Annotated in this window: 23 protein-coding genes; 10 read left to right on the top strand and 13 right to left on the bottom strand. The window is 63.3% G+C overall.

The features are described from left to right. Positions 1-71: 71 nt before the first annotated feature. The 7 genes from rimP (at position 72) to pnp (ending at position 8,700) form a co-directional block, all read left to right on the top strand. Positions 72-566, top strand: a complete 495-nt coding sequence (gene rimP, locus R3E49_RS13585) for a ribosome maturation factor RimP (protein ID WP_290737784.1) — start codon at positions 72-74, stop codon at positions 564-566. Next, positions 559-2,052, top strand: coding sequence for a transcription termination factor NusA (gene nusA, locus R3E49_RS13590; RefSeq protein ID WP_290737782.1), 1,494 nt, complete (start codon positions 559-561; stop codon positions 2,050-2,052). The genes rimP and nusA overlap by 8 nt, the downstream gene beginning before the upstream one ends. Positions 2,053-2,112: 60 nt before the next feature. Next, positions 2,113-4,794, top strand: coding sequence for a translation initiation factor IF-2 (gene infB / locus R3E49_RS13595; protein WP_371295537.1), 2,682 nt, complete (start codon positions 2,113-2,115; stop codon positions 4,792-4,794). 11 nt (positions 4,795-4,805) lie between these two features. Further along, on the top strand, positions 4,806-5,207 hold the full coding sequence (gene rbfA / locus R3E49_RS13600; RefSeq protein ID WP_290737776.1) for a 30S ribosome-binding factor RbfA: 402 nt from the start codon (positions 4,806-4,808) through the stop codon (positions 5,205-5,207). 41 nt (positions 5,208-5,248) lie between these two features. Next, positions 5,249-6,136 carry a tRNA pseudouridine(55) synthase TruB gene (gene truB, locus R3E49_RS13605; protein ID WP_371295538.1) on the top strand — a complete coding sequence of 296 codons (888 nt, stop codon included), beginning with the start codon at positions 5,249-5,251 and terminating at the stop codon, positions 6,134-6,136. Between the two features lie 104 nt (positions 6,137-6,240). Next, the gene (gene rpsO, locus R3E49_RS13610) at positions 6,241-6,510 is read left to right on the top strand and encodes a 30S ribosomal protein S15 (RefSeq protein ID WP_027950504.1); all 270 of its coding nucleotides are present in this window, start codon (positions 6,241-6,243) and stop codon (positions 6,508-6,510) included. Between the two features lie 60 nt (positions 6,511-6,570). Further along, complete coding sequence (gene pnp, locus R3E49_RS13615) at positions 6,571-8,700, top strand: polyribonucleotide nucleotidyltransferase (RefSeq protein WP_371295539.1); 2,130 nt, start codon at positions 6,571-6,573, stop codon at positions 8,698-8,700. 67 nt (positions 8,701-8,767) lie between these two features. On the opposite strand, the gene R3E49_RS13620 is transcribed toward pnp, so the two are convergent. The 11 genes from R3E49_RS13620 to dksA form a co-directional block, all read right to left on the bottom strand. After that, positions 8,768-10,150: a GntP family permease gene (locus R3E49_RS13620; protein WP_371295540.1), complete on the bottom strand. Its 1,383-nt coding sequence runs from the start codon at positions 10,148-10,150 to the stop codon at positions 8,768-8,770. 93 nt (positions 10,151-10,243) lie between these two features. Next, positions 10,244-11,128: a pantoate--beta-alanine ligase gene (panC, locus tag R3E49_RS13625; protein WP_371295541.1), complete on the bottom strand. Its 885-nt coding sequence runs from the start codon at positions 11,126-11,128 to the stop codon at positions 10,244-10,246. A gap of 229 nt (positions 11,129-11,357) precedes the next feature. Further along, complete coding sequence (panB, locus tag R3E49_RS13630) at positions 11,358-12,149, bottom strand: 3-methyl-2-oxobutanoate hydroxymethyltransferase (protein ID WP_371295542.1); 792 nt, start codon at positions 12,147-12,149, stop codon at positions 11,358-11,360. 8 nt (positions 12,150-12,157) lie between these two features. Then, positions 12,158-12,841, bottom strand: coding sequence for a deoxynucleoside kinase (locus tag R3E49_RS13635; RefSeq protein WP_290737757.1), 684 nt, complete (start codon positions 12,839-12,841; stop codon positions 12,158-12,160). Continuing rightward, a complete protein-coding gene (gene folK, locus R3E49_RS13640) occupies positions 12,838-13,365 on the bottom strand; it encodes a 2-amino-4-hydroxy-6-hydroxymethyldihydropteridine diphosphokinase (RefSeq protein WP_371295543.1) in 528 nt (175 codons plus the stop codon). Before folK ends, R3E49_RS13635 begins: the two co-directional genes overlap by 4 nt. Next, a complete protein-coding gene (gene pcnB, locus R3E49_RS13645; protein WP_371295544.1) occupies positions 13,365-14,678 on the bottom strand; it encodes a polynucleotide adenylyltransferase PcnB in 1,314 nt (437 codons plus the stop codon). Before pcnB ends, folK begins: the two co-directional genes overlap by 1 nt. 427 nt (positions 14,679-15,105) lie before the next feature. Then, the gene (locus R3E49_RS13650; protein ID WP_371295545.1) at positions 15,106-16,533 is read right to left on the bottom strand and encodes a sigma-54-dependent transcriptional regulator; all 1,428 of its coding nucleotides are present in this window, start codon (positions 16,531-16,533) and stop codon (positions 15,106-15,108) included. A 65-nt stretch (positions 16,534-16,598) separates the two neighbouring features. Next, a complete protein-coding gene (locus R3E49_RS13655) occupies positions 16,599-19,598 on the bottom strand; it encodes an ATP-binding protein (protein WP_371295546.1) in 3,000 nt (999 codons plus the stop codon). Further along, complete coding sequence (locus tag R3E49_RS13660) at positions 19,588-19,764, bottom strand: hypothetical protein (RefSeq protein ID WP_290737743.1); 177 nt, start codon at positions 19,762-19,764, stop codon at positions 19,588-19,590. Before R3E49_RS13660 ends, R3E49_RS13655 begins: the two co-directional genes overlap by 11 nt. 66 nt (positions 19,765-19,830) lie before the next feature. Next, on the bottom strand, positions 19,831-20,763 hold the full coding sequence (gene gluQRS, locus R3E49_RS13665; RefSeq protein ID WP_371295547.1) for a tRNA glutamyl-Q(34) synthetase GluQRS: 933 nt from the start codon (positions 20,761-20,763) through the stop codon (positions 19,831-19,833). Positions 20,764-20,845: 82 nt separating this feature from the next. Continuing rightward, positions 20,846-21,319 carry an RNA polymerase-binding protein DksA gene (gene dksA, locus R3E49_RS13670; protein WP_290737737.1) on the bottom strand — a complete coding sequence of 158 codons (474 nt, stop codon included), beginning with the start codon at positions 21,317-21,319 and terminating at the stop codon, positions 20,846-20,848. A 219-nt stretch (positions 21,320-21,538) separates the two neighbouring features. On the opposite strand from dksA, the gene R3E49_RS13675 reads away from it, so the two are divergent. The 3 genes from R3E49_RS13675 to R3E49_RS13685 are packed head-to-tail and all read left to right on the top strand — an operon-like array spanning position 21,539 to position 24,122. Next, positions 21,539-22,714, top strand: a complete 1,176-nt coding sequence (locus tag R3E49_RS13675; RefSeq protein ID WP_371295548.1) for a pyridoxal phosphate-dependent aminotransferase — start codon at positions 21,539-21,541, stop codon at positions 22,712-22,714. Continuing rightward, positions 22,714-23,433, top strand: a complete 720-nt coding sequence (sfsA, locus tag R3E49_RS13680; protein WP_371295549.1) for a DNA/RNA nuclease SfsA — start codon at positions 22,714-22,716, stop codon at positions 23,431-23,433. The genes R3E49_RS13675 and sfsA overlap by 1 nt, the downstream gene beginning before the upstream one ends. Continuing rightward, a complete protein-coding gene (locus R3E49_RS13685; RefSeq protein ID WP_371295550.1) occupies positions 23,427-24,122 on the top strand; it encodes a M15 family metallopeptidase in 696 nt (231 codons plus the stop codon). The genes sfsA and R3E49_RS13685 overlap by 7 nt, the downstream gene beginning before the upstream one ends. 72 nt (positions 24,123-24,194) lie before the next feature. Here R3E49_RS13685 and ppa read toward each other — a convergent pair whose 3' ends face one another. Beyond that, positions 24,195-24,740 carry an inorganic diphosphatase gene (ppa, locus tag R3E49_RS13690; RefSeq protein WP_290737725.1) on the bottom strand — a complete coding sequence of 182 codons (546 nt, stop codon included), beginning with the start codon at positions 24,738-24,740 and terminating at the stop codon, positions 24,195-24,197. A 56-nt stretch (positions 24,741-24,796) separates the two neighbouring features. Continuing rightward, positions 24,797-26,059, bottom strand: a complete 1,263-nt coding sequence (locus R3E49_RS13695) for a 6-phosphofructokinase (RefSeq protein WP_371295551.1) — start codon at positions 26,057-26,059, stop codon at positions 24,797-24,799. Positions 26,060-26,094: the final 35 nt, after the last annotated feature.

Here is a 26,094-nt window from a genome sequence, read left to right on the forward strand (position 1 = left end):
TTTTCGTATCTGCGAAAAATGTTTGTGGTGTATTCGCAAGGTTAACCGCCGCTGGCGGAAGTGGAGTCGGATTGACGGCCAGGCAACAGGAATTACAGGCGCTGCTGGAACCCACAGTGGTCGCCCTCGGCTTTGACCTCTGGGGCATCGAGTATGCCGCCCAGGGCAAGCACAGTGTATTGCGCGTGTACATCGACGCGCAGTCGGGGGTGACCGTGGACGACTGTGCCGCAGTCAGCGCGCAGGTGAGCGCCGTGCTGGATGTTGAAGACCCGATTACCGGTGAGTACACGCTTGAGGTGTCTTCGCCAGGTGTTGATCGCCTGCTGTTTCGCCTTGAGCAGTTCCCGCCGTTTTTTGGCGAGTGGGTCGAATTGCGTTTGCGCCGGCCTTTCGAGGGGCGCCGCAATTTCAAGGGTATTTTGCAAGGTATCGAGGGCGAGGACGTTGTGGTGCTTGTAGATGACCATGAATACCTGTTGCCTTACAGCGCCGTGGACAAGGCGCGTGTTCATCCCCGCATCGAGGGTGCGGCCAGCGTAACTGACGAGGCTACGAATGACTAAAGAAATCCTGATGGTGGCTGAGGCCGTCTCGAACGAAAAGGGCGTGTCCGAGGACATCATTTTCGAGGCGATCGAGCTGGCGCTGGCGACAGCGACCAAGAAGCGCTACGACGAGGATGCCGACATCGAGGTGACCATCGACCGCAAGACGGGCGATTACGTCACCGTGCGCCGCTGGCTGGTGGTTCCCGACGACGAAATGGCACTGCTGGGCACCCAGTTCACCACGGAAGAAGCCATCGAGAAAGACCCGGCGCTGAAGCCCGGCGACATCTATGAAGAAGCGGTCGAAAACGTGGGCTTCGGGCGCATTGCGGCGCAGACCGCCAAACAGGTCATCGTGCAGCGCGTGCGCGATGCCGAGCGCGCGCAGGTCGTCGAGCTGTATCGTGAGCGCGTGGGCGAGCTCGTTGCGGGTACAGTCAAGAAAGTGACACGCGACAACGTGATCGTGGATCTCGGCAACAATGCCGAGGGCCTGCTGCCCCGGGATCAGCTGGTCGGCCGCGAAACGTTCCGCGTGAACGATCGGGTGCGTGCCATCCTGCGCGAGATCAGTGCGGAAACCCGCGGCCCGCAGCTGATGCTGAGCCGTTCCTGTCCTGAAATGCTCATTGAGCTGTTCAAGATTGAAGTGCCGGAAATTGCTGAAGAGGTTATCCAGATCAAGGCCGCCGCGCGCGACCCCGGCTCGCGGGCCAAGATTGCGGTCAAAACCAATGACCAGCGTATCGACCCGGTCGGCGCCTGCGTCGGTATGCGGGGGTCGCGAGTGCAGGCGGTATCCAACGAGCTGGACAACGAACGCGTGGATATCATCCTCTGGGACGATAACCCCGCGCAGCTGGTAATCAACGCCATGTCGCCGGCGGAGGTCGAATCCATTGTTGTCGATGAAGACAGCGGGACCATGGACGTCGCGGTAGCGGAAGACAACCTGGCACAGGCGATTGGCCGCTCCGGGCAAAACGTGCGGCTGGCCAGTGAGCTGACTGGCTGGACCATCAATGTCATGAGCAATGAAGAAGCCGCCGAGAAGCACGAGGCCGAGGCGGGGCAGGTCATCCAGATGTTCGTCGAGCAGCTGGATATCGACGAGGAGGTTGCTGAAATCCTCGTTGAAGAGGGCTTTACCACGCTGGAAGAGGTGGCCTACGTGCCGCTGGAAGAGATGACCGCCGTCGACGGCTTCGATGATGAGATCGCTGAGGAACTGCGTGCGCGCGCCAAGGATGCGCTGCTGACCCAGGCGATTGCGTCGGAGGAGCAGCTCGGCGCCAACGAGCCCGCGCAGGACCTGCTGGAGATGGACGGTATGGATCGTCACCTGGCCTTTGTGTTGGCCAGCCGCGGTGTGATCACCATGGAAGATCTCGCGGAACAGGGTGTCGATGACCTGATGGATATTCCGGAAATGACCGAGGAGCGCGCCGGAGAGCTGATCATGACAGCGCGCGCACCCTGGTTTGCCGAGGAGAGTGAATAGGCCAGTACAGGCGGTTCCACTCTAGGCATCAGGGTTTCACGGGATTAAGGAGAATTTTGCATGGCGCAAGTGACAGTACAGCAGCTCGCGGAAACAGTGGGAGCGCCCGTTGATCGTTTGCTGACGCAAATGAAGGAAGCGGGCCTGCCTCACTCGGCGGCGAGTGAAGCTGTGTCGGAAGAGGACAAGCAGACGCTGCTGACCTATCTGAAGCGCAGCCATGGCGAATCCACGGCAGCGCCCAAGCGCATCACCCTCAAGCGCAAGACGATCAGCACGCTGAGAACGTCCGGTTCGCAGGGCAAGAAGACGGTGAACGTTGAAGTGCGCAAGAAGCGCACCTACGTCAAGCGCGACGCCTCGGATGCCGACTCCGAAATGCAGGATGCGGCCAAGCTGGAAGCAGCTGCGGCGGCAGAGGCCGAGCGCAAAGCCGCCGAGGCCAAGGCGGCAGCGGATGCGGAGGCAGCGGAAAAGGCGGCCCGCGAAGCGGCGGCGGCCGAGGAAGAAGCGGCTGTCGCAGCGGCAGCGGCGTCTGTGCCGGAACCCGAGCCGGAAGACGAAAAAGACCTGGATCCGGAGATCCTGCGGCAGCGTGCGGCGGAGCGGCGTATGGCACGCGAAGCGGCCGAGGCCGAGGCCCGCAAGGCGGCCATGGAAGCCCGCAAGGCCGAGGAAGAACGCGTCAAGGCGGAAGCCGCGGCAAAAGTCGAGCGGGAGAAAGAGGCCGCGGCGAAGCGTCCCAAGCGCCTGCACGATGCGCCGGCACCGCAGACCGAAGAACAGCGCAAGAAGGCAGCGCGCGGCAGACTTGACCGCAGCTCACCGGGTGGTCGTGGCAAGCAGCGCGGCCACAACCTGTCACTGTCTGACCTCGAAGCGGCTGAGTCCGGCATGATGCGGCGCCGCGGCGGGCGCAAGAAGATGCGTGGTGGTTCCCATGCGGAACACGGTAAACACGGATTCGAGATGCCCACAGAGAAGAAGATGCACGAAGTTGAGCTGGCTGACATGACCTCGGTCGGCGGTCTGGCGCAGCAGATGTCAGTCAAAGCCGGTGAAGTGATCAAGGAGTTGATGAGGCTCGGCGTGATGGCGACCATCAACCAGATGATCGACCAGGACACCGCGATCCTGGTGGTCGAGGAGATGGGGCACAAGCCGAAACTGATCAGTGCCGACGCCCTGGAAGAGAAGCTGGAAGAGACGCTGGCACAGCACGAGGGTACCCTGGAGCCGCGCGCCCCGGTGGTCACGGTGATGGGCCACGTCGACCACGGCAAGACATCGCTGCTCGACTATATCCGCAAGGCCAAGGTGGCCTCCGGTGAGGCGGGCGGTATTACCCAGCACATCGGCGCCTACCACGTGGAAACCGGCCACGGCATGATTTCCTTCCTCGACACCCCCGGTCACGCGGCGTTTACCGCCATGCGCGCCCGCGGTGCGAAGAGCACGGACATCGTGATCCTCGTGGTGGCGGCTGACGATGGCGTGATGCCGCAGACGGAGGAAGCCGTACAGCATGCCAAGGCGGCGAAAGTGCCCCTGATCGTGGCCATCAACAAGATGGACAAGGAAGGTGCGGACCCGGACCGTGTGAAGAGCGAGCTGGCGGCCAAGGACGTGATCCCCGAGGACTGGGGTGGTGACACGCAGTTCATCGAGGTGTCTGCCCACACGGGTGACGGCGTGGACAACCTGCTTGACGCGATCCTGTTGCAGGCTGAGGTGCTCGAGTTGCAGGCGCCGCGTGACGTACCGGCGCAGGGCATCGTGATCGAATCGCGGCTGGACAAGGGCCGTGGGCCCGTGGCGTCGCTGCTGATCCAGAGCGGCACCCTGCGCCAGGGTGATATCGTGCTGGCAGGCCTGCAGTACGGCCGGGTGCGCGCCATGCTGGACGAGAATGGCAAGAACATCACCGAGGCCGGGCCGAGTATTCCGGTCGAAATCCTCGGTCTCGACGGTACCCCGGATGCCGGTGACCTGTTCGCCGTGGTGGAGAGCGAGAAGCGCGCCCGTGAAGTGGCGCAGTTCCGTCAGGAAAAGACGCGCGACAGCAAGCTGCAGCGTCAGCAGGCCGCCAAGCTCGATAACATGTTCGAGAGCATGACGGCTGGCGAGAAGAAGACGCTGAACGTCGTGGTCAAGGCCGATGTGCGCGGCTCCCTGGAAGCGATCCAGACCGCCCTGCTGGATCTCGGCAACGACGAAGTACAGGTGAACATTGTGTCAGGCGGCGTCGGCGGCCTCGCGGAAACCGACATCACCCTGGCGATCACGTCGGGCGCCGTGGTGTTTGGCTTCAACGTGCGCGCCGATGCGTCCGCCCGTCGTCTGGTGGAAAACGAGGGCGTGGATCTGCGTTACTACAACGTCATCTACGATCTTATCGACGATGTGAAGCAGGCCCTCACCGGGATGCTGGCGCCGGAAATGCGCGAGGAAATCCTCGGTATTGCCGAAGTGCGCGATGTATTCCGCTCGCCGAAATTCGGTGCGATCGCCGGCTGCATGGTCATCGAGGGCACGGTCTACCGTTCACGCCCGATTCGCGTGCTGCGTGACAACGTGGTCATCTACCAGGGCGAGCTGGAGTCATTGCGTCGCTTCAAGGACGATGCCAGTGAAGTGCGCAACGGCATGGAGTGCGGTATCGGCGTCAAGAACTACAACGACGTCAAGCCCGGCGACCTGATCGAAGTGTATGAAGTCAAGGAGTTTGCCCGCACTCTGTAGGCGGCCCTGTTATGGCGAAGGAATACAGTCGGACCCAGCGGGTTGCAGATTACCTGCAGCGCGAACTGGCACAGCAGATCCAGCAGGAACTGCGCGATCCGCGGATCGGGATGGTGAGCATCACGGGCGTGGACGTGAGCCGCGACCTGGGGCACGCGAAAGTGTATTTCACGCGCCTGGGTAGCGACTGTGCCGACGAGGCGCGTGAAGCCGCGGAGGTGCTGAACAAGGCGGCGGGGTATCTGCGCAGCCAACTGTCCCGCGACAGCAATATGCGCAGCGTTCCGCAGCTGCGCTTCTATTTCGACAGCAGCGTGGGTCGCGGACGGGATATGGAAGACCTCATTCGGCGTGCGGAGCAGGCGGACCGGGCCCTGGGTCTGCGCGACGACGAGCCGGGCGACGCATCCTAGTGGGCCGTCAGCGTAAAGGTCGCCCGCTGGATGGAATACTGTTGCTGGACAAGCCTGCGGGGCTGAGCTCCAACCAGGCATTGCAGCGTGCCAAGCGCCTGTACTTCGCCGCCAAGGCGGGGCACACCGGCAGCCTGGACCCGCTGGCGACCGGGGTACTGCCCCTGTGCTTTGGCGAGGCGACGAAGTTCTCCCAGTACCTGCTGGACGCCGACAAGGCCTATGCCAGCACGTTTGTGCTCGGGGAGCAGCGCAGTACCGGCGATGCCGAGGGCGAGGTGCTGGCCGCGGCCGACGCCAGTGCCCTCACGCGTGAGCAGGTGGAGGAGGCGCTGGGCGCCTTTCGCGGCGCGATTGAGCAGGTGCCGTCGATGTATTCGGCGCTGAAGCACGGCGGACAGCCGCTCTACAAACTGGCGCGCAAAGGCCAGGAAGTGGAGCGCGCAGCGCGGCCGGTGGTGATACACCGGCTGGAATTACTGGATTTCCGCCCGGGCGAACGGGCGGAGGTCGATGTGGCCCTCGAGTGCAGTAAAGGCACCTATGTGCGCTCGATTGCCGAGGACCTGGGCACCGCCCTGGGCTGCGGTGGCTATGTGAGTGCGCTGCGGCGCACCCGGGCAGGCCCGTTCGGGCTGGACCGATGCGTCACGCTGGCCGCGCTGGAGGCATTGAAAGACGCCGAGCGCCTGGCGGATATGGACGCGTTATTGCTGCCCGCGGATACGGCACTGGACGCGTTGCCGACGGTGCGGCTGACCGAGTCAGGCGGGTATTACCTGCGCCAGGGGCAACCGGTCATGGTGCCAAATGCGCCCCACAATGGTATGGTGCGCGTCGCTCTGGAAACCGGCGAGTTTCTGGGGGTAGGCGAGATATTGGACGATGGGCGCGTTGCGCCGCGTCGCCTGATAGTCACCGGGAGGTGACGCGAACCTGTCTGTAAATCTGCACGGACAGGCTCTTTTTATTGATCTCCACCGGGCTGTGTAAAAGCGGGTGGAACACGCAGATTACTTGAGAGGAAACAGACATGGCTTTAGAAGCTGCAAAAAAAGCAGAAATCGTAAAAGAGTACCAGACGAGCGAGAGTGATACCGGATCGCCCGAAGTTCAGGTCGCGTTGCTGACAGCCAACATTATCCAGCTGCAGGACCACTTCCAGGCGCACAAGCACGATCACCACTCACGCCGCGGCCTGATCCGCATGGTAAACCAGCGTCGCAAGCTGCTGGATTACCTGAAGCGCAAGGATGTGACGCGCTACGCCGAGCTGATCAAGCGACTGGGTCTGCGTCGATAAGCGGTACCACATACCGGGGCCCTGTGCCCCGGTTGTCATATTCAGCATTGGAGAAATAATGTGAATCCAGTTAGAAAGACCTTCCAGTACGGTGGCCAGACAGTCACCCTGGAAACGGGTCGTATTGCCAGGCAGGCAACCGGCGCGGTTCTGGTTACCGTCGAAAACACCTCGGTTCTGGTTACGGTTGTGGCGGAAAAAAGCGCCAAGCCGGGCCAGCCCTTCTTCCCCCTTGCCGTGCACTACACGGAAAAGGCTTACGCGGTCGGCAAGATCCCCGGCGGCTTCTTCAAGCGCGAAGCACGCCCCAGCGAAAAGGAAACCCTTACCTCACGACTCATCGACCGCCCCATCCGGCCGCTGTTTCCCGATGGCTTCATGAATGAAGTGCAGGTGATCTGCACGGTGATGTCTGCGGACAAGCACATCGATCCCGATATACCTGCGATGATCGGTACCTCGGCGGCGCTGGCCATTTCCGGCTGCCCGTTCAATGGCCCGATTGGCGGCGCGCGCGTCGGCTTCAACGAGAGCACCGGCTACATGCTCAACCCCACCTATGACCAGCTGAAGGACAGCAAGCTGGACATGGTTGTGGCAGGCACCGAGCATGCGGTACTGATGGTCGAGTCTGAAGCGAAGGAGCTGTCGGAAGACCAGATGCTGGGTGCCGTACTGTTTGCCCACCAGGAAATGCAGGTGGTGATCCAGGCCATTCGCGATCTGGCTGCCGAAGCCGGCAAGCCGCGTTGGGACTGGCAGCCGCCGGCGGTGAATGAAGAGCTCACCGCTGCCGTTGAGGCACAGGTCAAGGCGGAGCTGGGCGAGGCCTACCGTATCACCGAAAAAGCGCTGCGTTACGAGCGCGTTGCCGAGGTGCGCAAGGCCTGTGTGGCGGCCCTGGCCGTTGAGGGCGGGCCGTCCGAGGACGACATCAAGGACGTCTTCAAGGCCGTCGAGAAGAACCTGGTGCGCAAGCGTATCCTCGCTGGCGAACCGCGTATTGACGGTCGTGATACACGCACCGTGCGGGCCATTGCCTGCGAAACCGATATCCTGCCCAAGGTGCACGGCTCTGCGCTGTTCACCCGTGGCGAGACCCAGGCTATTGGTGCGGTTACCCTGGGCTCGACCCGGGACTCACAGATCATCGACGCACTGGAAGGCGAGCGCCGTGATCCCTTCATGCTGCACTATAACTTCCCTCCCTACTCGGTAGGTGAAGCGGGCCGCGTGGGCTTCACCAGCCGTCGCGAAATAGGCCACGGACGCCTGGCGCGCCGCGGCCTGGCCGCTGTGCTGCCGAACAGCGAGGACTTCCCCTACACCATCCGTGTGGTGTCGGAGATTACCGAATCCAACGGCTCCAGCTCGATGGCCTCGGTGTGTGTGGGCTCCATGGCCATGATGGCGGCTGGTGTGCCACTGAGCGCGCCGGTGGCCGGTATCGCCATGGGCCTGGTCAAGGACGGCAACCAGTTCGCGGTACTGACCGATATCCTGGGTGACGAAGATCACCTGGGCGATATGGATTTCAAGGTTGCCGGTACGGCAGCGGGTATCACCGCCCTGCAAATGGATATCAAGATCGAAGGTATCAATGAGCAGATCATGGAGATTGCCCTGCAGCAGGCGCAACAGGCTCGCCTGCATATCCTTGGCCAGATGAACGCTGTGCTGGCCGAGCCACGTCAGGTGCTCTCGGACAACGCGCCGAGCATGCTCACCCTGAAAGTCGATTCCGACAAGATCCGCGACATTATCGGCAAGGGCGGTGCGACCATTCGCGCCATCACCGAGGCCTCGGGTGCTACCGTTGATATCGACGATGACGGCACGGTCCGCGTCTTCGGTCAGGACAAGGCGGCCCGCGACAAGGCGGTGGCCATGATTGAAGAGATCACGGCCGAAGCCGAAGTGGGTGCAGTCTACAAGGGCACCGTCGCGCGCATTGTTGATTTCGGTGCCTTCGTCAACATCCTGCCGGGCAAGGATGGTTTGGTACACATCTCGCAGATCGCCCACCAGCGCGTCGAGAACGTGTCCGACTACCTGAAGGAAGGCCAGGAAGTGGAAGTGAAGGTGCTGGATGTCGACCAGCGCGGCCGTATCAAGCTGTCCATCAAGGAATTGCTTGAAGACGATGCCGGCGCCGATGCTGAAAGCGGCACCTCCTCCGACGAGGGCTGACCCGCAAGCACCGGGACAAGGGCGCTTCGGCGCCCTTTTTTGTGCCCAACAGTTTGCCTGGCCACGTCTACCAGAGGCTGGCGACGGCCATACAGGTGAGCACCGCCAGCACCGGTATCACGACCGTGACAACACCCATGTCGCGGTAGGCTTCGCGGTGCGTCAGCCCGGTGATGGTCAGCGTGGCGACCACGGCTCCCGAGTGGGGCAGGGAGTCGAAGCCACCGGCGGCGATCGTGGCGAGGCGGTGCAGTGTCGCCGGCGCGATGCCCATGTTCAGGTAGCCCTCTGCCATGGTGGACATGAATATCTGCAGGCCGCCCGAGGCAGACCCCGTGATGGCTGAAATCACACTGATGGAGGTGAACATGGACAGCAGCGGAGGCAGGCTGGAGTCCAGCATGACGCCAGTGAACTGGGCAAAGCCCTGGGTTTGCGTGACCACGCCGGCGAAACCGATCACGGCGGCGGTATTGATGAGCGGGATGATGGCATCCTGCGTGCCCTCGCCGATACTGTGCAGGGCGTGGCGACGTACTGCCGGGAACATGAGCACGGTCAGCAGGGTGCCGGCAAACAGCGCCAGGCTGGGCCAGATCACGGGCTGTGCATTGGCGAAAGCCAGCAGCGTGTAGGCGCTGCTGTCGCCCTCCCCCAGGAATGCGGTGAGCATCCGCGGGAGCAGGATTGCCCCCAGGACCAGAACCGGTGGCAGCAGTGCCAGTGTCCAGTGCGGGTAGCTCGCTTCGCCGGGGTCCTCGGCGAGGTGCCGGTCACGCGGCCCGGCGACAAAGCCCTCGCCATTCGCGGTGGCCCGCAGGCGCTGACTTTCCAGATACCACATGCCCAGGCCGAACATCAGGGCGCTGGCCAGAATGCCGAGCCAGCCGCCAGCGAACAGGTCGGTGCCCAATGCAACAGAGGAGATGACGTTGTGGATGGACGGGGTGCCAGGCAGTGCGGTCAGTGTGAATGTCCCCGCGCCGAGTGCGAGGGCGGCACAGAACAGTCTCTTGGGAATATTGGCCTGCTGCAGCAGTTTGATGCCCAGTGGATACATGGCGAAAATCACGACAAACACCACCACACCGCCGTAGGTGAGCAGTGCCGTTGCCAGCACCGTAATCCACAGCGCACGGCTTGGTCCCAGTTTACGGACCATGGCGAGGGCGATACTGGACGCTGCGTGACTGTCTCCCATGACCCGGCCGAACATGGCACCAGCAGCGAACAGCAGGAAAAACCTGCCCGCAAAGGTAAACGCGCCCAGTGGGCCGAAGGCGAAGTATTCCCCCAGGCCCTCCGCCAGAGGCAGGCCATTGCTGACAATTACTACACCCGCGCTGAGCAACGCGGCGAAAACGATATTGATACCGCGCAGAGCCAGCCAGATGAGCAGTGACAGTGCGACGAGAAGCCCGGCGTAGCCGAGAGTGCTGCTGAGAGCCATGCGAGAGGTCCCTTGTTATTATCGTCCGTGTCGCAGTATATCCCCAGGCCCGCGCGGGGTAGGAATGTCGGCGTCAGTGGTTCGCGCAGGTGTTCAGGGTGAGGCGAGCATGCCCCAGTCGGAGACGGGGTTCAGGGTGAGCCTGACGTTGTCGATCAGGCGTGTGGAACCCAGCCGCGCGGCCGCGAGAATAGCGATCTCTTCGGTGTTTTCGTTCACCGCACGCAGTGTGCGAGCATCGCGAATGGCGAAGTAATCCGGTTCGAACCCGGCCTGCAACAGTTGCATGCGGGCGTGGGATTCAAGCTGCAGGAAATTGTCGAAGCCGCAGGCAACCGCGTCGCGGCAGCTGACCAGCGTGGCGTGGATCAACGGTGCCAGCTTGCGCTGCTCCTCCGACAGGTAGCCATTGCGCGAACTCTTCGCCAGGCCATCGGTATCCCGCGCGGTGGCAACACCTTCAATCTGGATCGGCATGCACAGGTCGGTGACCATCTTGCGGATGATGGTGAGTTGCTGGAAATCCTTTTCGCCGAACACCGCCACATCCGGCTGTACGATGTTGAACAGTTTGCTGACCACGGTGGTCACGCCGGTAAAGTGGCCCGGCCGGCTGCTGCCACACAGGGTTTCCGACAGGTCCGGTACCTGCACCTGGGTTTGCAGTGCCATGCCCTCGGGATACATTTCCTCGACGTCGGGCAGAAACAGGTGTTGCACGCCCTCGCTGAAGAGCTTTTCCTTGTCGGCAGCCAGTGTGCGCGGGTAAGCGTCGAGGTCCTCGTTGGGGCCAAACTGCAGCGGATTGACGAATATGCTGACGACAACGACATCGGCGAGCGTGCGCGCCCGGCGCACCAGTTCAAGGTGGCCCTCATGCAGATTGCCCATGGTGGGCACGAAGGCAATGCGCTGGCCCTGTTGGCGGCAGCTCCGCAGGGCGGATTGCAGCGGTGCTATGGCAGTGTACGTTCGCATATCTACATGACCCCCGAAACACGGTAAAGGGTGACGCAAGACCGGAACTAGCTGGTCGTTATGGGCCGCAGATGGTTACCCATCGACGAGCGGACGGGCAGTATGCCCCAAGCGCACACACCCGGCAATGGATCGAAATCAAAAGTCTGGACGATTTTGTTACCTGCGGAAGCAGGTTGAGGTGAGGGTAACACCGCTGTTACACAGGCCTGTGGTGGCGCGGCATGGCTCAGCTGTAGCTGTGTTCTTCACGTGGGTAGGCACCGGATTTGACGGCCTGCACAAAGGCGGCGAGCGCTTCCTGTATGCTGTTGCTGCCGGCCATGAAATTCTGCACGAAGCGCGCGCTGTGGCTGGAAAGTCCAAGCATATCGTGCATGACCAGCACCTGCGCGTCCGTGCCTGCGCCGGCCCCGATACCGATGACCGGGATATCCAGCTTGTCGCTGATGTCCGTGGCCAGGTGGGAGGGCACGCATTCCAGCACCAGCAGGCTGGCGCCCGCGTCCTGGATTTCGACCGCATCGGCGAGAATGGACTTGGCTTCCTTGGGCGTGCGCCCCTGCACGCGGAAGCCGCCCAGCGCATTGACTGACTGTGGCGTCAGCCCCAGGTGAGCACAGACCGGTATGCCGCGCTCCACGAGCATGGAAATGGTGTCGGAAAGCCAGGTACCGCCCTCCAGCTTCACCATCTGCGCGCCAGCCTGCATCAGCCGGGTGGCATTGGCCATTGCCTGCTCGGGCGTGCTGTAGCTCATGAAGGGCATGTCCGCGATCACCAGAGACTCCGGTGCACCACGCACCACACATTCCGTGTGGTAGACCATATGATCCACGGATACCGGAATGGTGCTGTCGTGGCCCTGCAGCACCATGCCCAGCGAATCGCCTACCAGAATGGTTTCAGCGCCCGCCTCGGATACCAGCCGGGAGAAGGTGGCATCGTACGCGGTGATGCACACAAACTTTTCCCCGGCGGCCTTCATTTTGTCGAGGGTGCTGATGGTGATCTTGCCCATGCGCTGCACTATCCAAAGAACGTGGGATTGAAGTAATGGCGGCCGCTGCGGATGTCCAGCAGGTAGTCGACCAGGTGCCGGTAATCATCCTCGCCCTGGGCGAGGTCGATTTCGCTGGCGTTGACGATAAGTAAAGGAGCTTCATCGTAATACAGAAAAAACTCACTGTACACTTCGTTCAGGCGCTCCAGATAGTCGCGTTCGATCGCTCTTTCATGCTCGATACCGCGTTGGTGAATGCGGTCGAGAAGGATGTCCGTGGGTGCCTGCAGGTAGATGACGAGGTCCGGCGTGGGTGGCTCGATACGCAGTTGCTCGTAGACTCGCTGGTACAGCTGGAACTCGTCACTGTCGAGATTGACCCGCGCGAACAGCGGGTCCTTCTCGATCAGGAAATCAGACACCCGGGATTCGGCGAAAATGTCGCCCTGTCGCAGGTCGTTGATTTTCTGCGCGCGCTGAAACAGGAAGAAGAGCTGGGTGGCGAGCGCCGCGTGGCGCTGGTTGCCATAGAAACGTTCGAGGAACGGATTCTGGTGCGCCTCTTCCAGCAGCATGGGATAGCCAAAGGTTGCCGCCAGGCGGCTCGCCAGGGTGGTTTTACCAACGCCGATCGGCCCCTCAACGGCAATGTAGCCCGGTGGCGTGCGGCCCTTCAGGTCGACGCCAGTGGTGGGGGTGTCTGTACTCAAGGTCCGGGCTCCCGTGTGTCCTGCAAATGATAGTCCAGCGTGACCGCGCTGCGCGTCAGGCCGGTGGCCGGGCACTGGGCCAGCAGGGTTGCCAGCGAGCCGAGTCCGGGTACCACAAGGCCGTCCGGGTAAATATCGAGGAGAGGATAAAGGACGAAGTGACGTTCCGCCATGCCCGGGTGGGGAACCTGTAGCCTCGGCAGGCGGATCTGCTCTGCGCCGTACAGCAGGATATCGAGGTCCAGTGTGCGTGGCCCCCAGCGCACGGTGCGCTCGCGGCCCTGTGCCCGTTCAATGTCCTGCAGCGCATTGAGCAGGGGGAGTGGGCCCAGCGCTGTGCGCACCATGAGTACGGCGTTCAGGTAGTCGGGCTGCTGCCCCGGGCCCACGGCGGCACTGGCATAGACGCCGGAGCCGGCAGTGATGTGCGTTCCAGGCAGCCTGCGAATGGCATCGACCGCTATTTGCAGCTGCCGCGCGGGGTCGCCGAGGTTGCTGCCCAGCGCGATACAGGCGTCGGGCATCAGGGCGAGGGCGGGCGCCGTTTGCGCGGGCGCCGCCGGCGCGCACGGCCGCTGCCGTCGTCCCCCGCGTCGCTGGGCGTTTCCAGCATCGGCAGATTCTGGTTCTCGGGGCGCTCCTGGAATTCGGTCCAGAATTCGCCCACCCCACCGGTGTCCTCTCCAGCCTCCTCACGCAACAGCAGGAAATCGTACGCGGCGCGGAAGCGGCGGTTTTGCAGCAGTTCGCGTGCCTTGCGGCTGTCGCCTCGCTGCAGGCGAAGCTGGAATTCCCAGATTTCGCGCATGGGCTGGCTGAAGCGGCGCGGAATGGCAATGGTGGCTACCGCGCTGGCGATCACCTGCTGCGCGGCGCTGTGCATGGCCGGCACGGGGGGCTCACCGCGCTCGCGCAGTTGTGCCGCAAGTCTGCTGGTCACGGGCCACAGCAGGGCGGCCAGCAGGAACGCCGGGGTAACGGGCTTCTCCGCCTTGATCCGCGTATCAGTGCTGCGCATCGCGGCCCTGACCAGCGCCATGGCGGTCGGGTCCCGTCGCAGTGCTTCATCGCTCTCGGGGAACAGATACACCAGCAAGTCGTGTTCCAGTAATGCATCAAAGGTACGCTCGGCGTAGCCGGACAGGAACAGCTTGAGAAACTCATCGAACAGTCGCGCGGAGGGAATTTCACGCAGCAGGGAGGCGCAGCGGGGAATGGCGGCAGCCGTCTCGCTGTCCACACCGAATTGGAGCTTGGCGGCAAACCGCGCCACCCGCAGCATCCGCACCGGATCTTCGCGGAAGCGCTGTTCCGGGTCACCAATGATGCACACGCTGCGCCGTTCGAGGTCCTGCATGCCGTGCACGTGATCGTAGACAGCGAAGCTGGCGGCATCGTAGTACAGCGCATTCACGGTCAGGTCGCGGCGCACGGCGTCCTCTTCCAGGGTACCGAACACGTTGTCGCGCAATAGCAGGCCCTGTTCGGACCGGTGGGAGGGGCCCTTGACCTTGCCTGAGCGCGCTGGTGGCTCACCATCGTGATGGCCGCGGAACGTGGTGACTTCAATGATTTCGCGGCCCATGCGCACATGCACGATGCGGAACCGGCGGCCGATGATGCGCGAGCCGCGAAACAGGGCATGTACTTCTTCGGGGGTAGCATCGGTGGCGACGTCGAAGTCTTTGGGGTGCCCGCCGAGCAGCAAGTCGCGCACGGCGCCACCCACGAGGTAGGCCTCATGGTCTGCCTGGCGCAGTCTCGCCATGACTTTCAGGGCGCCGTCGCTGATGTTCTTGCGGGATATACAGTGTTGGTCCCTGGGAATGACCTTCAAGCGGGAGTTGCCTTTTGCGATGGAAAAACAGCGGCCAGTTTAGCACAGGCGAAAAGCTGTGGTCTTCAGGGTTTGAGGGCGTATGCAAGCGACAGGGAAGACAGTTGTCTTCCCCATCCAGGTCACAAACGAATCGTTATTGTTATGCGGGCGCCGTTGTTCTTATAGCGGCTTCTGAGCCTGGAAATCGAAGGGGAAGAAACCTTCCCCATCCAGGTCCACAGTGTCTCTGTTATTGTTATTAGGGCAAGGGTGTTATTGTTATTGTTGCTGCCGGGCGGAATAATGCAGGTGGCGTGCCAGAAAATTAAAAAATTAATAAAAACAGTGTGTTAATAAAATTCGAAGGAGTTCCCTGGCGCACAAAAATTTATGTTTGTTACGCATCTACTCCGCTATATGTTACAGCGGAGGATGCGGGTAACGCTCAGGAGCCCGTTTTCCGGCGACGGGTGGACGCTCCGCCGCTCTTCTTGCGTGGAATCTCAAAGCGCTGGCGGCGTTCCCAGAGGCACTTGCGGCTGATGCCGAGCTTCTGGGCAAGCTCGGTCTCGCTCATGGAATCCTGGTGTTCAAGGACAAAGCGCTGGAAATAGTCCTCCAGCGACAGGTCTTCCGCAGGATCCGAGGTGATGTTACGCGGCGCGTGGTAGGCGGTTTGTATCGCCTGTCCGCCCTGGCCACGAATGCGGTTGACGTTGACCAGTTCCAGGTCGATGCCCAGGGCTTCATTGTCGATTTCCGCATCTTCTGACAGCACCACAGCGCGCTCAATGGCGTGTTCCAGTTCGCGCACATTGCCCGGCCACTGGTAGGTGGTGATGGCCTGTATTGCTCGCGGCGAGAGTGTCATGTGGCCCTTGCCAAGGCGTTCGGACTGGATTTCCAGCATCCGCTCGGCCAGCTGCAGTATATCCTTGCCGCGCTCGCGCAGTGCGGGAAGCTGCAGGCGCAGGACGTTGATGCGGTAGTAGAGATCCTGTCGGAACAAGCCCTCTGCGGACAGGGCATGCAGGTTGCGGTGCGTGGCGCAGATCAGCCGTACGTTGACCTTGCGCGAGTGTACCGAACCAATGCGGCGGATTTCGCCCTCCTGGATAAAACGCAGGAGTCGCGCCTGGGCTTCCATGGGCAGCTCGCCAATTTCATCGAGAAACAGGGTGCCGCCGTCGGCTGCTTCGATAAGTCCCATGCGGCTGGCGTTGGCCCCGGTGAAGGCGCCCTTTTCATAACCGAACAGCTCGGATTCAATCAGCGTGTCGGGAATTGCCGCACAGTTGACGCAGATGAGGGTCTTGTCGGCGCGCTGGCTGTGCTGATGCACACTGCGTGCTACCAGTTCCTTACCCGTTCCGGTTTCCCCCTGCACCAGCACGGTGGAATCCGTGGGGGCGACCTTACGGATATGTTCGGACAGGGTCACCATCGCCGGGCAGTTGCCGATAATCCCCGTGACCGGGAGACTGCTGCCCGTAGTGGATGGCGCGGCGTCACCGCGGCGGGTGGGGTGGTCGGCGATGATGCGCTCTACGGCTGCAACCATGTCGCCGTGGTCAAAGGGTTTGGCGATGTAGTCCACGGCGCCCATACGCATGGAGTCGACCGCCGAACGCAGGCTCGCGTAGCTGGTCATGATCAGGACAGGGACGTCGCCGGCTTTCTTGATCAGGTCAGTGCCCGGCGCACCGGGCAGACGCAGGTCGGAGATAATCAGGTCGAAGTCTGTCAGTGTGTGCTTGGACTCCGCTTCCTGCACCGACGCCGCCTCGGCAACGCCGTAGCCATTGCGCTCCAGCAGACGCCGCAATGCCGTGCGAATGACCGACTCGTCCTCTACCACCAAAATCTGTTGCATGCGTTGTTACCTCCTGAACGCAAGCTACACAACATACCCTTGCTGCCCATTTTTTTCCAGTCGGTTCAGGCGCTTGGGTTGTCACCGAGTGTTACAGCATCGTGGGTGCCATAGTGCCCGCGCGGTAGCTGCAAGGTGAATCGTGTACCCGGTCGCTCTGCGGGCCCGACCGGGCTCTGGATGTGAACAGAGCCCTGCATGTCTTCCATGATGCTGTAGACCAGGGCCAGTCCCAACCCTGTGCCCTCGCCGGGCTCCTTGGTGGTGAAGAAGGGTTCGAATACCTGGCTCTGCAGGGACGCCGGGATGCCGCTGCCCTCGTCCTCAACCGCGATGGATACGCGCTCCGCTTGCGCAAGGGCGCTGACCGTAACCCGGGCGTCCGCCGGGCTTGCATCGCGGGCATTGCCCAGCAGGTTCACGAAGACCTGCAGCAGGCGCTGGGCATCGGCGTGTACCAGCAGTTCACGGTGACAGTGGTTCTCGAAGCGCATGGGTCTGGCCTGGTGGTCCAGTTGCAGCAGATGAATGGCCTCGTCCACGCAATCCGCAAGGTTGCAGGGCTCCAGGTGTACATCGCCGGCGCCGGAACCCACGTGGGAGAAATTGACCAGGGAGTCGACGATGCGGCTGATGCGGTCTGTCTGCCGGAGAATGTCCTGCGCCGCACTGCGCACTTCTGCAGGGTCATCCTCATAGGCGAGATTCTGCGCCAGGCAGGCGATGCCGGTAACCGGGTTGCCGATCTCATGCGCGACGCCGGCGGCGAGGCGCCCGATCGAGGCCAGTCGCTCGCTGTGCAGCAGTTCCTGCTCCAGTCGCTCGTAATCTGAGATGTCCTCGATCAACACCAGTTGATCACCGTTGTGTGCCCCACCTGCGCTGGCCTTGTGCAGGCTGACCCAGCGCGTTGCGCCATCCTCCAGCACCACCTCCCGCTTCAACACCGTGTCGGCGCCCTCGCTGAGAAATTGCCCGATGACCTGCCCCCAGGGTGGTGGCAGGGACTCCAGCAAAGAGCCGAGCACCGCGCTGGAGGCAATGCCGGTGATGCTCTGCATGCTGCGGTTCCATAGCAGCAGCTCACGGTCCGGCGCCAATGAGCAGACCCCGATGGGCAGGTTGTCCAGTGTTTTGCGGTAGTGCAGGCGCAGGTTGTCGAGCTCTGCGGCGAGGCCGGTGAACTGCCCCCCCGCCCGGTCCAGCCGGCGTTCGATGAGGAACAGGTCCTCGCTGCTGCCGCCCGGGTTGTTGTCGAAGGGGATGCAGCGGCTGACGATGGAATGGGCCACGGCAGGCCCCAGCAGGCCCGACAGATTGGCTTCGATACGGCTGCGCAGCCGACGCAGCGCGTAGGGCCGGGATTCGCTGTGGTCAAACTGCAACTCGCGCAGGGCCCGGGACACCTCCAGCTGCGCCGTTGCCTCACCCAGTGCCAGCGCAAGCTGCTCCGTGAATTCCTGCGCACTGCGCAGCGTCAGTGTGCGTCGCGGTGAGCGGCTCAACACATCCATGGAGCAGATTTCCGCAGCCACGCGCTCCTCATCCGAAGGTTGGCTGAGCAGTGACACCAGCACGAACAACGCCACGTTGACGCCCAGTGCGGCAAGGCTCGCTGCGGCCCAGGCGGTGTCGGTGCCGGCGAACCAGCGTTCGGCAAGGGCCGCCATCCAGGCGGGCTGGTCGATGCCCAGTACCGGCAGCAGCAGCAGGACGAACCACAGCAGCAACCCGCCAGCGAGGCCGCTCACCAGTCCCTTGCGATTGGCCCCGGCCCAGTAGGGTGTGGCGACGATCCCAGGCAGGAAATGCAGCGTTCCGGAGAACGCCACCAGGCCAAGCTGCGCGAGGCTGTGTTTGCCATTGACGGCGACGAAGAAGCCGTAGCCGGCGAGGATCAGCAGCGCAATCAGGGAGCGGCGCAACCATTTCAGCTGGTCGTACAGCGACTGGTCGGTGCGAATCTGCAGCAGTTGCCGGGGCAGAATCAGGTGGTTCAGGCACATGTTGGCGAGTGCCAGTGTGGCGACGATGATGGCGGTGCTGGCGGCAGACAGCCCCGCTACGAACGCCAGCGCGGCAAATCCGGGCGACTGCAGGCCGATGCCGATAGCGAGCCCGGTGTAGCCCGCTGGCAGGTCGTGCGGCAGCCGCATACCGGCCCAGGCCAGTGGCAGCACGGGCAGTGCCAGTAACAGTAGATACAGGGGCAGGCCCCAGCTGGCGGCCCGCAGGTCCTGCGACTCCTTGTTCTCGGCAAAGGCCATGTGGAACAGGTGAGGCATGCACACGGCGCCGGCGAAGAACACCAGCAGCAGCACCCGCGCCGCGTCTCCGGCGACGGGCTGTTGGATCACCGCCTGTGCTGCCGGGGTGGCCGCGAGCCAGGCCTCCAGCCCTGCAAATCCGCCGAACACCTCCTTCACCGCAATGTCCATCATCAGCAGCATGGCGGCCAGCTTCACCAGCGACTCGAAGGCCACCGCGGTCACCAGGCCGATATTGCGCCGCTGCGAGGTGAGGTTGCGGGTGCCGAACAGGATGGCGAAGATGATGATAATGAGGCAGAACATGAGTGCCAGGGTGTCCTGCCGCTGTGCTGCGGGCATCAGCCGGTCCGGTGCGCCCGCAAGAATGTGAATGCTGTCGGCCACGGCCTGGATCTGCAGCGCCAGCAGGGGCATCAGGGTCAGGCACATCGCTAGCGTCACCGCACCGCCCACGCGGTGACTGCGGAAGCGGAAGGTCAGCACGTCGGCCAGCGAGGCCAGCTGGTACACCCGGCACAGTCGCAGCAGTGGCAGCAGCAGGAGGGTCGCCATGAGAAACATCAGCACCACGCCGGTGTAGTAGAGAAGAAAGCCGTAACCGAAGCGGTAGGCGAGCTCGAAGATGGCATTGCTGGCGATGGCGCAGGCAATCACGGCCAGTGACAGCACGTAGGTGGCCGGGTGGTGGGTGATGCGGCGCGGCAGGATGCCGCGGTCTGCAAGGTGGGCCACAAGGAACAGCACCAGCAGGTAGCCGACGATGGCGAGCAGGATCTCCGGGAGGCTAAAGCTCATCGGTATGGCGTCGGAACTGGTTGGACCAGGCGGCAACAATCGCCGCCAGCCAGAGCAGGAAAGGCCGGTACCAGCCGGCATCCGCGGCCCACAGCCACTGCTCTATGGCGGGCATGAAGATGAAGGCCAGCCCCATGAGCAGGAGCAGGGCGCGGTTGATGTACATGTAAAGGCCCCGTCGTCGCCGTGGTCATGGATACTACGCAAGCTGCATCGCACGGTAAAGCGCGTGTCAGTGCGCGGCAGTTGCTGACACCACAGGCTGTGCGGGCACCGCGGCAGGTTCCCAGTGCGCCAGAGCAAACGCGAGCAGCGCCTCGACACTGGAGACCTCTGCCGGTGGCGCTGTCTGGCCGAGGGCGGCAAGGGCGGCACGCAGGTTGTGAGCCGGCGCCGTGGCCTCGAGTGGTGGGGCCAGATTCTGCTTGCTCAGCTTCTGTCCGCTGCGGTCCGTGAGCACCGGGATGTGGGCGTAGCGGGGAGATGCGTAGCCCAGCAGCTGTTGCAGCAACCGCTGCCGCGGCGTGGAGTCGAGCAGGTCGGCACCGCGTACCACGTCGGTAATGCCCTGGGCCGCATCGTCAACGACCACGGCGAGCTGGTAGGCATAGAGCCCGTCCTTGCGTCGCACAACAAAGTCGCGCAGCGTCGCGCCCAGTGGCCAGTCCTGCTCTCCTTGCCAGGTGTCCTGCCAGTGAGCCGAGAATGTGGCAGGTACTGAGACGCGCAGGGCATATGGTGAGGCGGGTCTTTCCGGCGCGCCCCGCTGATGGCAGCCCCGCTGACGGCAGCCCCGCTGATGGCAGCCCCGCCTGCAGTCACCCATGGGTCCGAGTTCACGGCGGCTGCAGGCGCAGGCGAACAGGTGTCCGCCCGCCTGCAGCGCGGCGAGCGCGCTGTCGTAGGCGGCACTGCGCTGGCTCTGCCAGAGCACGCTGTCATCCCAGTGCAGTCCGTGGCGCTGCAGGCAGTGCAGTATCGCGTCGGCGGCGCCCGCCTGTTCGCGTGGCGGGTCAATATCTTCAATGCGTAGCAGCCAGCGGCCCCCGGCGTGACGCGCCTCCAGCCAGCTGGCGAGGGCGGCGAGCAGCGATCCCAGGTGCAGGGGGCCAGTAGGAGAGGGGGCGAAGCGGCCGCGGTAGGCGCTGTGGCCGGCGGTGGACATGGAAGGGATGATACGTCGTCAGCGCAGGACGGCCGCTGGCGGCCCGCCTGCTGCGAGCCGCGCGGTGCCTGCGTTCGGGCTGTTAACCCTTTTCCTGCCTTTCCTTGATTTCATCAAGGGTCTTGCAGTCAATGCACAAGGTCGCCGTAGGCCGGGCTTCCAGCCGCTTGATGCCGATTTCCACACCGCAGGCATCGCAGAAGCCGTAGTCATCCTGATTGATGCGCTCGATCGTGCTGTCGATTTTCTTGATCAGCTTGCGTTCACGGTCCCGGGTGCGCAGTTCAAGGCTGAATTCCTCTTCCTGCGTGGCGCGGTCAGCGGGGTCCGGGAAGTTCGCGGCCTCGTCTTTCATGTGGCTGACGGTACGATCCACTTCCTGCATCAACTCCGACTTCCAGTTGAGCAGGATGCTGCGGAAATGCTCCAGCTGCTTGTCGCTCATGTACTCTTCGCCGCGCTTCGGCTTGTAGGGCTCGAAGTTCTTGAACTCCGTGCTCGCTGAGGTACTCGCGCTGGCGGTTTTTGCCGGCGCTTTCTTTGCTGCTTTGGGCATGGCTGGGTCCCCATATGGATCGGGTGGTTCGAAAACCCACCGGAGTGGGCGCGTCGACGCGGGGCGCCGGCGATTAAGCGCCGAGAAACTACCAGATATCACCTCGCTTCGCCACAAAATTCGCAGCTGCGGAGCGCGTCTGCAGGTACGACATTCCCGGTGCTAACACCACGCGCCCGGCGTTGCTAGAATGGGCTCTTTGCCCAGCGTGGGGAGCCAATGACAACACCTTCCAGGGAATTCCGTTTCGCCGACCGCATTGCCGATATCGAACCGTTCCGTGTCGTGGAGGTGCTTACCCGGGCGTCTGAACTTGCCGCCGCCGGGCGCGACATCGTGCACCTGGCGGCGGGGGCACCGGATTTTGTGACCGCCGCACCCATCGTCGAGGCCGGTCACCAGGCGCTCGCCGATGGGCACACCCATTACTCGCCGTCGGGCGGTTTACCCGCGCTGCGGGAGGCGTTGTCCGCACACTATGCCCGTGAATACGGCCTTGATATCGACCCCCGGCGCATCATGGTGACGCCGGGCGCCTCGGGCGCCCTGTTGCTGCTGAGTGCGCTGCTGCTCAACCCCGGTGACGGCATGCTGTTGACTGACCCCGGTTATCCCTGCAACCGGCATTTCATGCGCCTGGTCGAAGGACGCGGACAGCTGGTGCCGGTGGATGCCACGACCCGCTTTCAACTCACCGGTGCCCTCGCGGCAGCACACTGGCGCGAGAACACCGTGGGCGCGATGGTCGCCTCGCCTGCCAACCCCACCGGCACCTCTCTCTCGCTGGCAGAGCTGGCGGACCTGTCCGCCGCGGTGCGCGCGCACAACGGCCATCTGATCGTGGATGAGATCTACCATGGCCTGGGCTATGACGGCCCCACGCGCTCGGTTCTGGAGGTGGATCCAGACGCGTTTGTGGTCAACAGCTTTTCCAAGTACTTCGGCATGACCGGGTGGCGGTTGGGGTGGCTGGTGGCGCCCGAAGCCGCTGTACCCGGCCTGGAGAAGCTGGCCCAGAACCTGTTCATCTCCATGTCCACCATGGCCCAGCACGCGGCGCTGGCCTGTTTTCAGCCGGGTACCCGCGAAATTCTCGAAGCGCGGCGGGATATCTTCCGGCAGCGCCGCGACTTCCTGTTGCCGGCGCTGGAGAACCTGGGGCTCACCGTGCCCTGCCGGCCTGACGGCGCCTTCTATATTTACGCCGATGCCGCACGGTTTACCGACGACAGCGAAGCGTTCTGCTGGCGTCTGCTGGAAGAACACGGTATCGCGCTGACGCCGGGCGCCGATTTTGGCCACGTCCGGGCGCGGGAGCATATCCGGTTCTCCTACGCCACCAGCATGGAGCGTCTTGAAGAGGCGGTCAGCCGCCTGTCCCGGGTACTCGGCTAGTGCAGTTTCCGCCGTTGCTGCAGGGCCGCCTGCTGCGGCGCTACAAACGCTTTCTGGCGGACGTTGAACTGCCCTCGGGTGAGGTCCTGACCGTGCACTGCCCGAACACCGGCGCCATGACTGGTTGTGCGGAGCCTGGTGCACGGGTCTGGCTGTCGCAATCGGCTAATGGCAAGCGCAAGTACCCGCACACCTGGGAACTGGTGGAGACGTCACGTGGACTGGCCTGTATTCACTCTGCGCTGGCCAACCGGGTGGTGAGGGCGGCCCTGGAGGCTGGGGTTGTGCCCGGCTTCGAGGGCTACCCGGACATTGCGGCGGAAGTGCCCTACGCCGGTGGCAGCCGCGCCGACCTGTTGCTCAGCGGCCCCCCGGGGCGCGTCTTCGTGGAAGTGAAAGCAGTGACCCTGTGTGTCGAGGGTGGGCAGGGTCTGTTTCCCGATGCCGTCAGCGAGCGCGGCCGCAAGCACCTTGATGCCCTGCGCGAGGTGCTCGACGCGCGTACCCGCAGCGTGCTGCTGTTCTGCGTGTTGCACGGTGGTGTTGTGCGTGTCAGCAGCGCCGGCACGATCGATCCCGGCTACCGCGACGCTCTGCGGGACGCCATGGCTGCGGGCGTGGAGGTGTTGGCCTGGCAGGCGGATGTATCCCCCCGGGGGCTGGCGCTGGCACGCCCGCTGCCGTTTTCGCTGGATCCACCGGGGTCGCCGCCATGCTGAGCGTTGCGCAGCTTACCGGTCGCGACGACAGCCATCTGGTAGAGGTCGACAGCGGACACCGGTTGCAGCCTGACGCGGCGGCCGCTTTCCAGCGCCTGCGGGTCGCGGCCCGCGCAGCCGGTTTTGAACTCGCTATTGCCAGCAGCTACCGCTCCTACGCGCGCCAGTGCCTGATCTGGAATGGCAAGGCCCGTGGGGAACGCGCGGTCCACGATGAGGCGGGCGCCCCGCTGGATATTCGCAGCCTGTCGGCGACGGCGCGTCTGCACGCCATCCTGCGCTTCTCCGCCCTGCCGGGCACCTCGCGTCATCACTGGGGTACGGATCTCGATGTGTACGATGCGAGGGCCGTGCCGGCCGGGTACAGCGTGCAGCTGACGCCAGCAGAGGTGGCACCCGGTGGTCCATTTGATGCGCTGCATCGCTGGCTGGATGAACGTATGGCCACGCATGCTTCGGAGGGTTTCTTCCGTCCCTACGCGCAGGACCGCGGGGGGGTGGCGCCGGAACGCTGGCACCTGAGTTTTGCGCCGCTGTCCCGTGAGCTGGCAGGGTGCATTACCGCCGAGACTCTGTGTGAGTGCTGGGATTGCGCAGCGGAGCCGCTGGCCTTGCGTGATGAGGTCGAAGCGGAACTGCCGGCGCTGTTGGCGCGCTATGTCGCCGTCGCGGACAACTGGTGTGAGTGAACCCGGTGTGCCGGGTGAGCGGTAGGGAAGCCGGGGCGCGGCACGGGGCCGGCCCCGGTGATCGCAATGGGATCAGCGGTCGATCTGGCTGGTCTCGTCGAAGTTGCGCACGGCATCGACGATCGCCTTGCGCGCTTCGTCGGCGGTGCCCCAGCCTTCAATCTTCACCCATTTGCCCTGTTCCAGATCCTTGTAGTGCTCGAAGAAATGCTGGATTTGCTGGATCAGCAGCGGGGGCAGATCGGTCGCTTCCTTGATGTCCTTGTAGGCCTTGCTGAGTTTGTCGGTCGGCACCGCGATCAGCTTGGCGTCGCCGCCGGCTTCGTCGGACATATGCAGGATGCCCACGGGGCGGCAGGGGATCACGCAGCCACTGATCACGGTGTGCGGCGTGTGGACCAGGACGTCCAGCGGGTCACCATCGTCTGCCAGCGTGTTCGGGATGTAGCCGTAGTTGCAGGGGTAGAACATTGCCGCGGTCATGAAGCGGTCTACCATGATGGCGCCACTGTCGTGGTCAACCTCGTATTTGACCGGGTCTGAATGTGCGGGGACTTCGATGATGACGTTGATTTCATCGGGAATGTTCTTCCCGGCGGGCACGAGGTGCAGGCTCATGGGCTTTCCTGTGGTAAGTGGTTGCTAATTGGGCTGCGGAGTATAGCAGGCTGTGTCTAAACCTTGAACGCCGACTTTAGCTTGCGTGGCACCGGCGTCAGGCGCAGCCGCACGTAGCGCGGCAAGCCGTTGCGGTAGTCCGGGTAGGCTTCGCCGGCGATCAGGGGCGCGAGGTAGGCTCGCGCTTCCTCGGTAATGCCGAAGCCGTCGCGGCTGATGTAGCTCCGGGGCATTTTCTTTTCCCGATTGGCGACCGCCTCCAAGGGGGCTTCGCCAATGTGCCAGCTGTACTTCTTTCCCTTGCCGCGCACGATGGCGGGCATGACAGCGTTGCGGCCCTGCAGGGCCATTTCAACGGCGGCCCGTCCGACGGCGTAAGCCTGGTCGAGATCGGTTTGTGAGGCGATGTGGCGAGCAGAGCGCTGCAGGTAGTCGGCAACCGCCCAGTGGTACTTGTAGCCGAGTTCCTGTTTGATCATGTCAGCGAGGGAGGGCGCCAGTCCACCCAGCTGGCTGTGGCCGAAGGCGTCGGTGAGCCCCGATTCGGCGAGGAAACGGCCCTCTCGGTCCTGCGTGCCCTCCGAGGCGACGATAACGCAGTGCCCCCAGCGCTTGACGGTGCGCTGCACCCGCGCGAGGAACCTGGCACGGTCGAACGCCACCTCCGGGAACAGGATGATGTGCGGTGCATCGCCTTCCTGCTCCGCGGCCAGGCCCGCGGCGGCGGCGATCCAGCCCGCGTGGCGGCCCATAACCTCCAGAATGAACACCTTGGTCGAGGTTGCACACATGGACGCCACGTCCAGCGCCGCTTCCCGCGTGGAGACGGCGACGTATTTGGCTACCGAGCCAAACCCGGGACAGGTATCGGTCAGGGGCAGGTCGTTGTCGATGGTCTTGGGAATGTGAATCGCCTGCAGCGGATAGCCCATGGACTGGCTGAGCTGCGATACCTTGAGACAGGTATCGGCGGAATCACCGCCGCCGTTATAGAAGAAGTAGCCGATGTTGTGTGCACGGAACACCTCGATCAGGCGCTCGTACTCGGCGCGGTTTTCTTCCAGGCTCTTGAGCTTGTGTCGACAGGAGCCGAAGGCGCCGGCGGGGGTGCTAAGCAGGCCGCGAATGGCTGCTGGCGTCTCCTTGCTGGTGTCGATCAGGTCTTCGCGCAGTGCGCCGATAATGCCGTTGCGGCCAGCATACACCTTGCCCATCTGTTTGCGGTTTGCCCGCGCGGTTTCGATAACGCCACAGGCGGAGGCATTGATAACGGCGGTAACACCACCAGACTGGGCGTAGAAGGCATTTTTGACAGGCATAGTGCGTCCGTAGTGAACCCGGCGCCTCTGGCGCG

Origin of the sequence: Haliea sp., assembly GCF_041395985.1 — a bacterium.
Taxonomy (GTDB): Bacteria; Pseudomonadota; Gammaproteobacteria; order Pseudomonadales; family Halieaceae; genus Haliea.

Coding starts and splice junctions, on each gene's coding strand:
- R3E49_RS13675 (WP_371295548.1), top strand. CDS start 21,539: ATGACAACACCTTCCAGGGAATTCCGTTTCGCCGACCGCATTGCCGAT.
- nusA (WP_290737782.1), top strand. CDS start 559: ATGACTAAAGAAATCCTGATGGTGGCTGAGGCCGTCTCGAACGAAAAG.
- R3E49_RS13695 (WP_371295551.1), bottom strand. CDS start 26,059: ATGCCTGTCAAAAATGCCTTCTACGCCCAGTCTGGTGGTGTTACCGCC.
- folK (WP_371295543.1), bottom strand. CDS start 13,365: ATGCCCGACGCCTGTATCGCGCTGGGCAGCAACCTCGGCGACCCCGCG.
- dksA (WP_290737737.1), bottom strand. CDS start 21,319: ATGCCCAAAGCAGCAAAGAAAGCGCCGGCAAAAACCGCCAGCGCGAGT.
- rbfA (WP_290737776.1), top strand. CDS start 4,806: ATGGCGAAGGAATACAGTCGGACCCAGCGGGTTGCAGATTACCTGCAG.
- R3E49_RS13685 (WP_371295550.1), top strand. CDS start 23,427: ATGCTGAGCGTTGCGCAGCTTACCGGTCGCGACGACAGCCATCTGGTA.
- R3E49_RS13655 (WP_371295546.1), bottom strand. CDS start 19,598: ATGAGCTTTAGCCTCCCGGAGATCCTGCTCGCCATCGTCGGCTACCTG.
- R3E49_RS13620 (WP_371295540.1), bottom strand. CDS start 10,150: ATGGCTCTCAGCAGCACTCTCGGCTACGCCGGGCTTCTCGTCGCACTG.
- infB (WP_371295537.1), top strand. CDS start 2,113: ATGGCGCAAGTGACAGTACAGCAGCTCGCGGAAACAGTGGGAGCGCCC.
- panB (WP_371295542.1), bottom strand. CDS start 12,149: ATGGGCAAGATCACCATCAGCACCCTCGACAAAATGAAGGCCGCCGGG.
- R3E49_RS13650 (WP_371295545.1), bottom strand. CDS start 16,533: ATGCAACAGATTTTGGTGGTAGAGGACGAGTCGGTCATTCGCACGGCA.
- R3E49_RS13660 (WP_290737743.1), bottom strand. CDS start 19,764: ATGTACATCAACCGCGCCCTGCTCCTGCTCATGGGGCTGGCCTTCATC.
- rpsO (WP_027950504.1), top strand. CDS start 6,241: ATGGCTTTAGAAGCTGCAAAAAAAGCAGAAATCGTAAAAGAGTACCAG.
- ppa (WP_290737725.1), bottom strand. CDS start 24,740: ATGAGCCTGCACCTCGTGCCCGCCGGGAAGAACATTCCCGATGAAATC.
- gluQRS (WP_371295547.1), bottom strand. CDS start 20,763: ATGTCCACCGCCGGCCACAGCGCCTACCGCGGCCGCTTCGCCCCCTCT.
- panC (WP_371295541.1), bottom strand. CDS start 11,128: ATGCGAACGTACACTGCCATAGCACCGCTGCAATCCGCCCTGCGGAGC.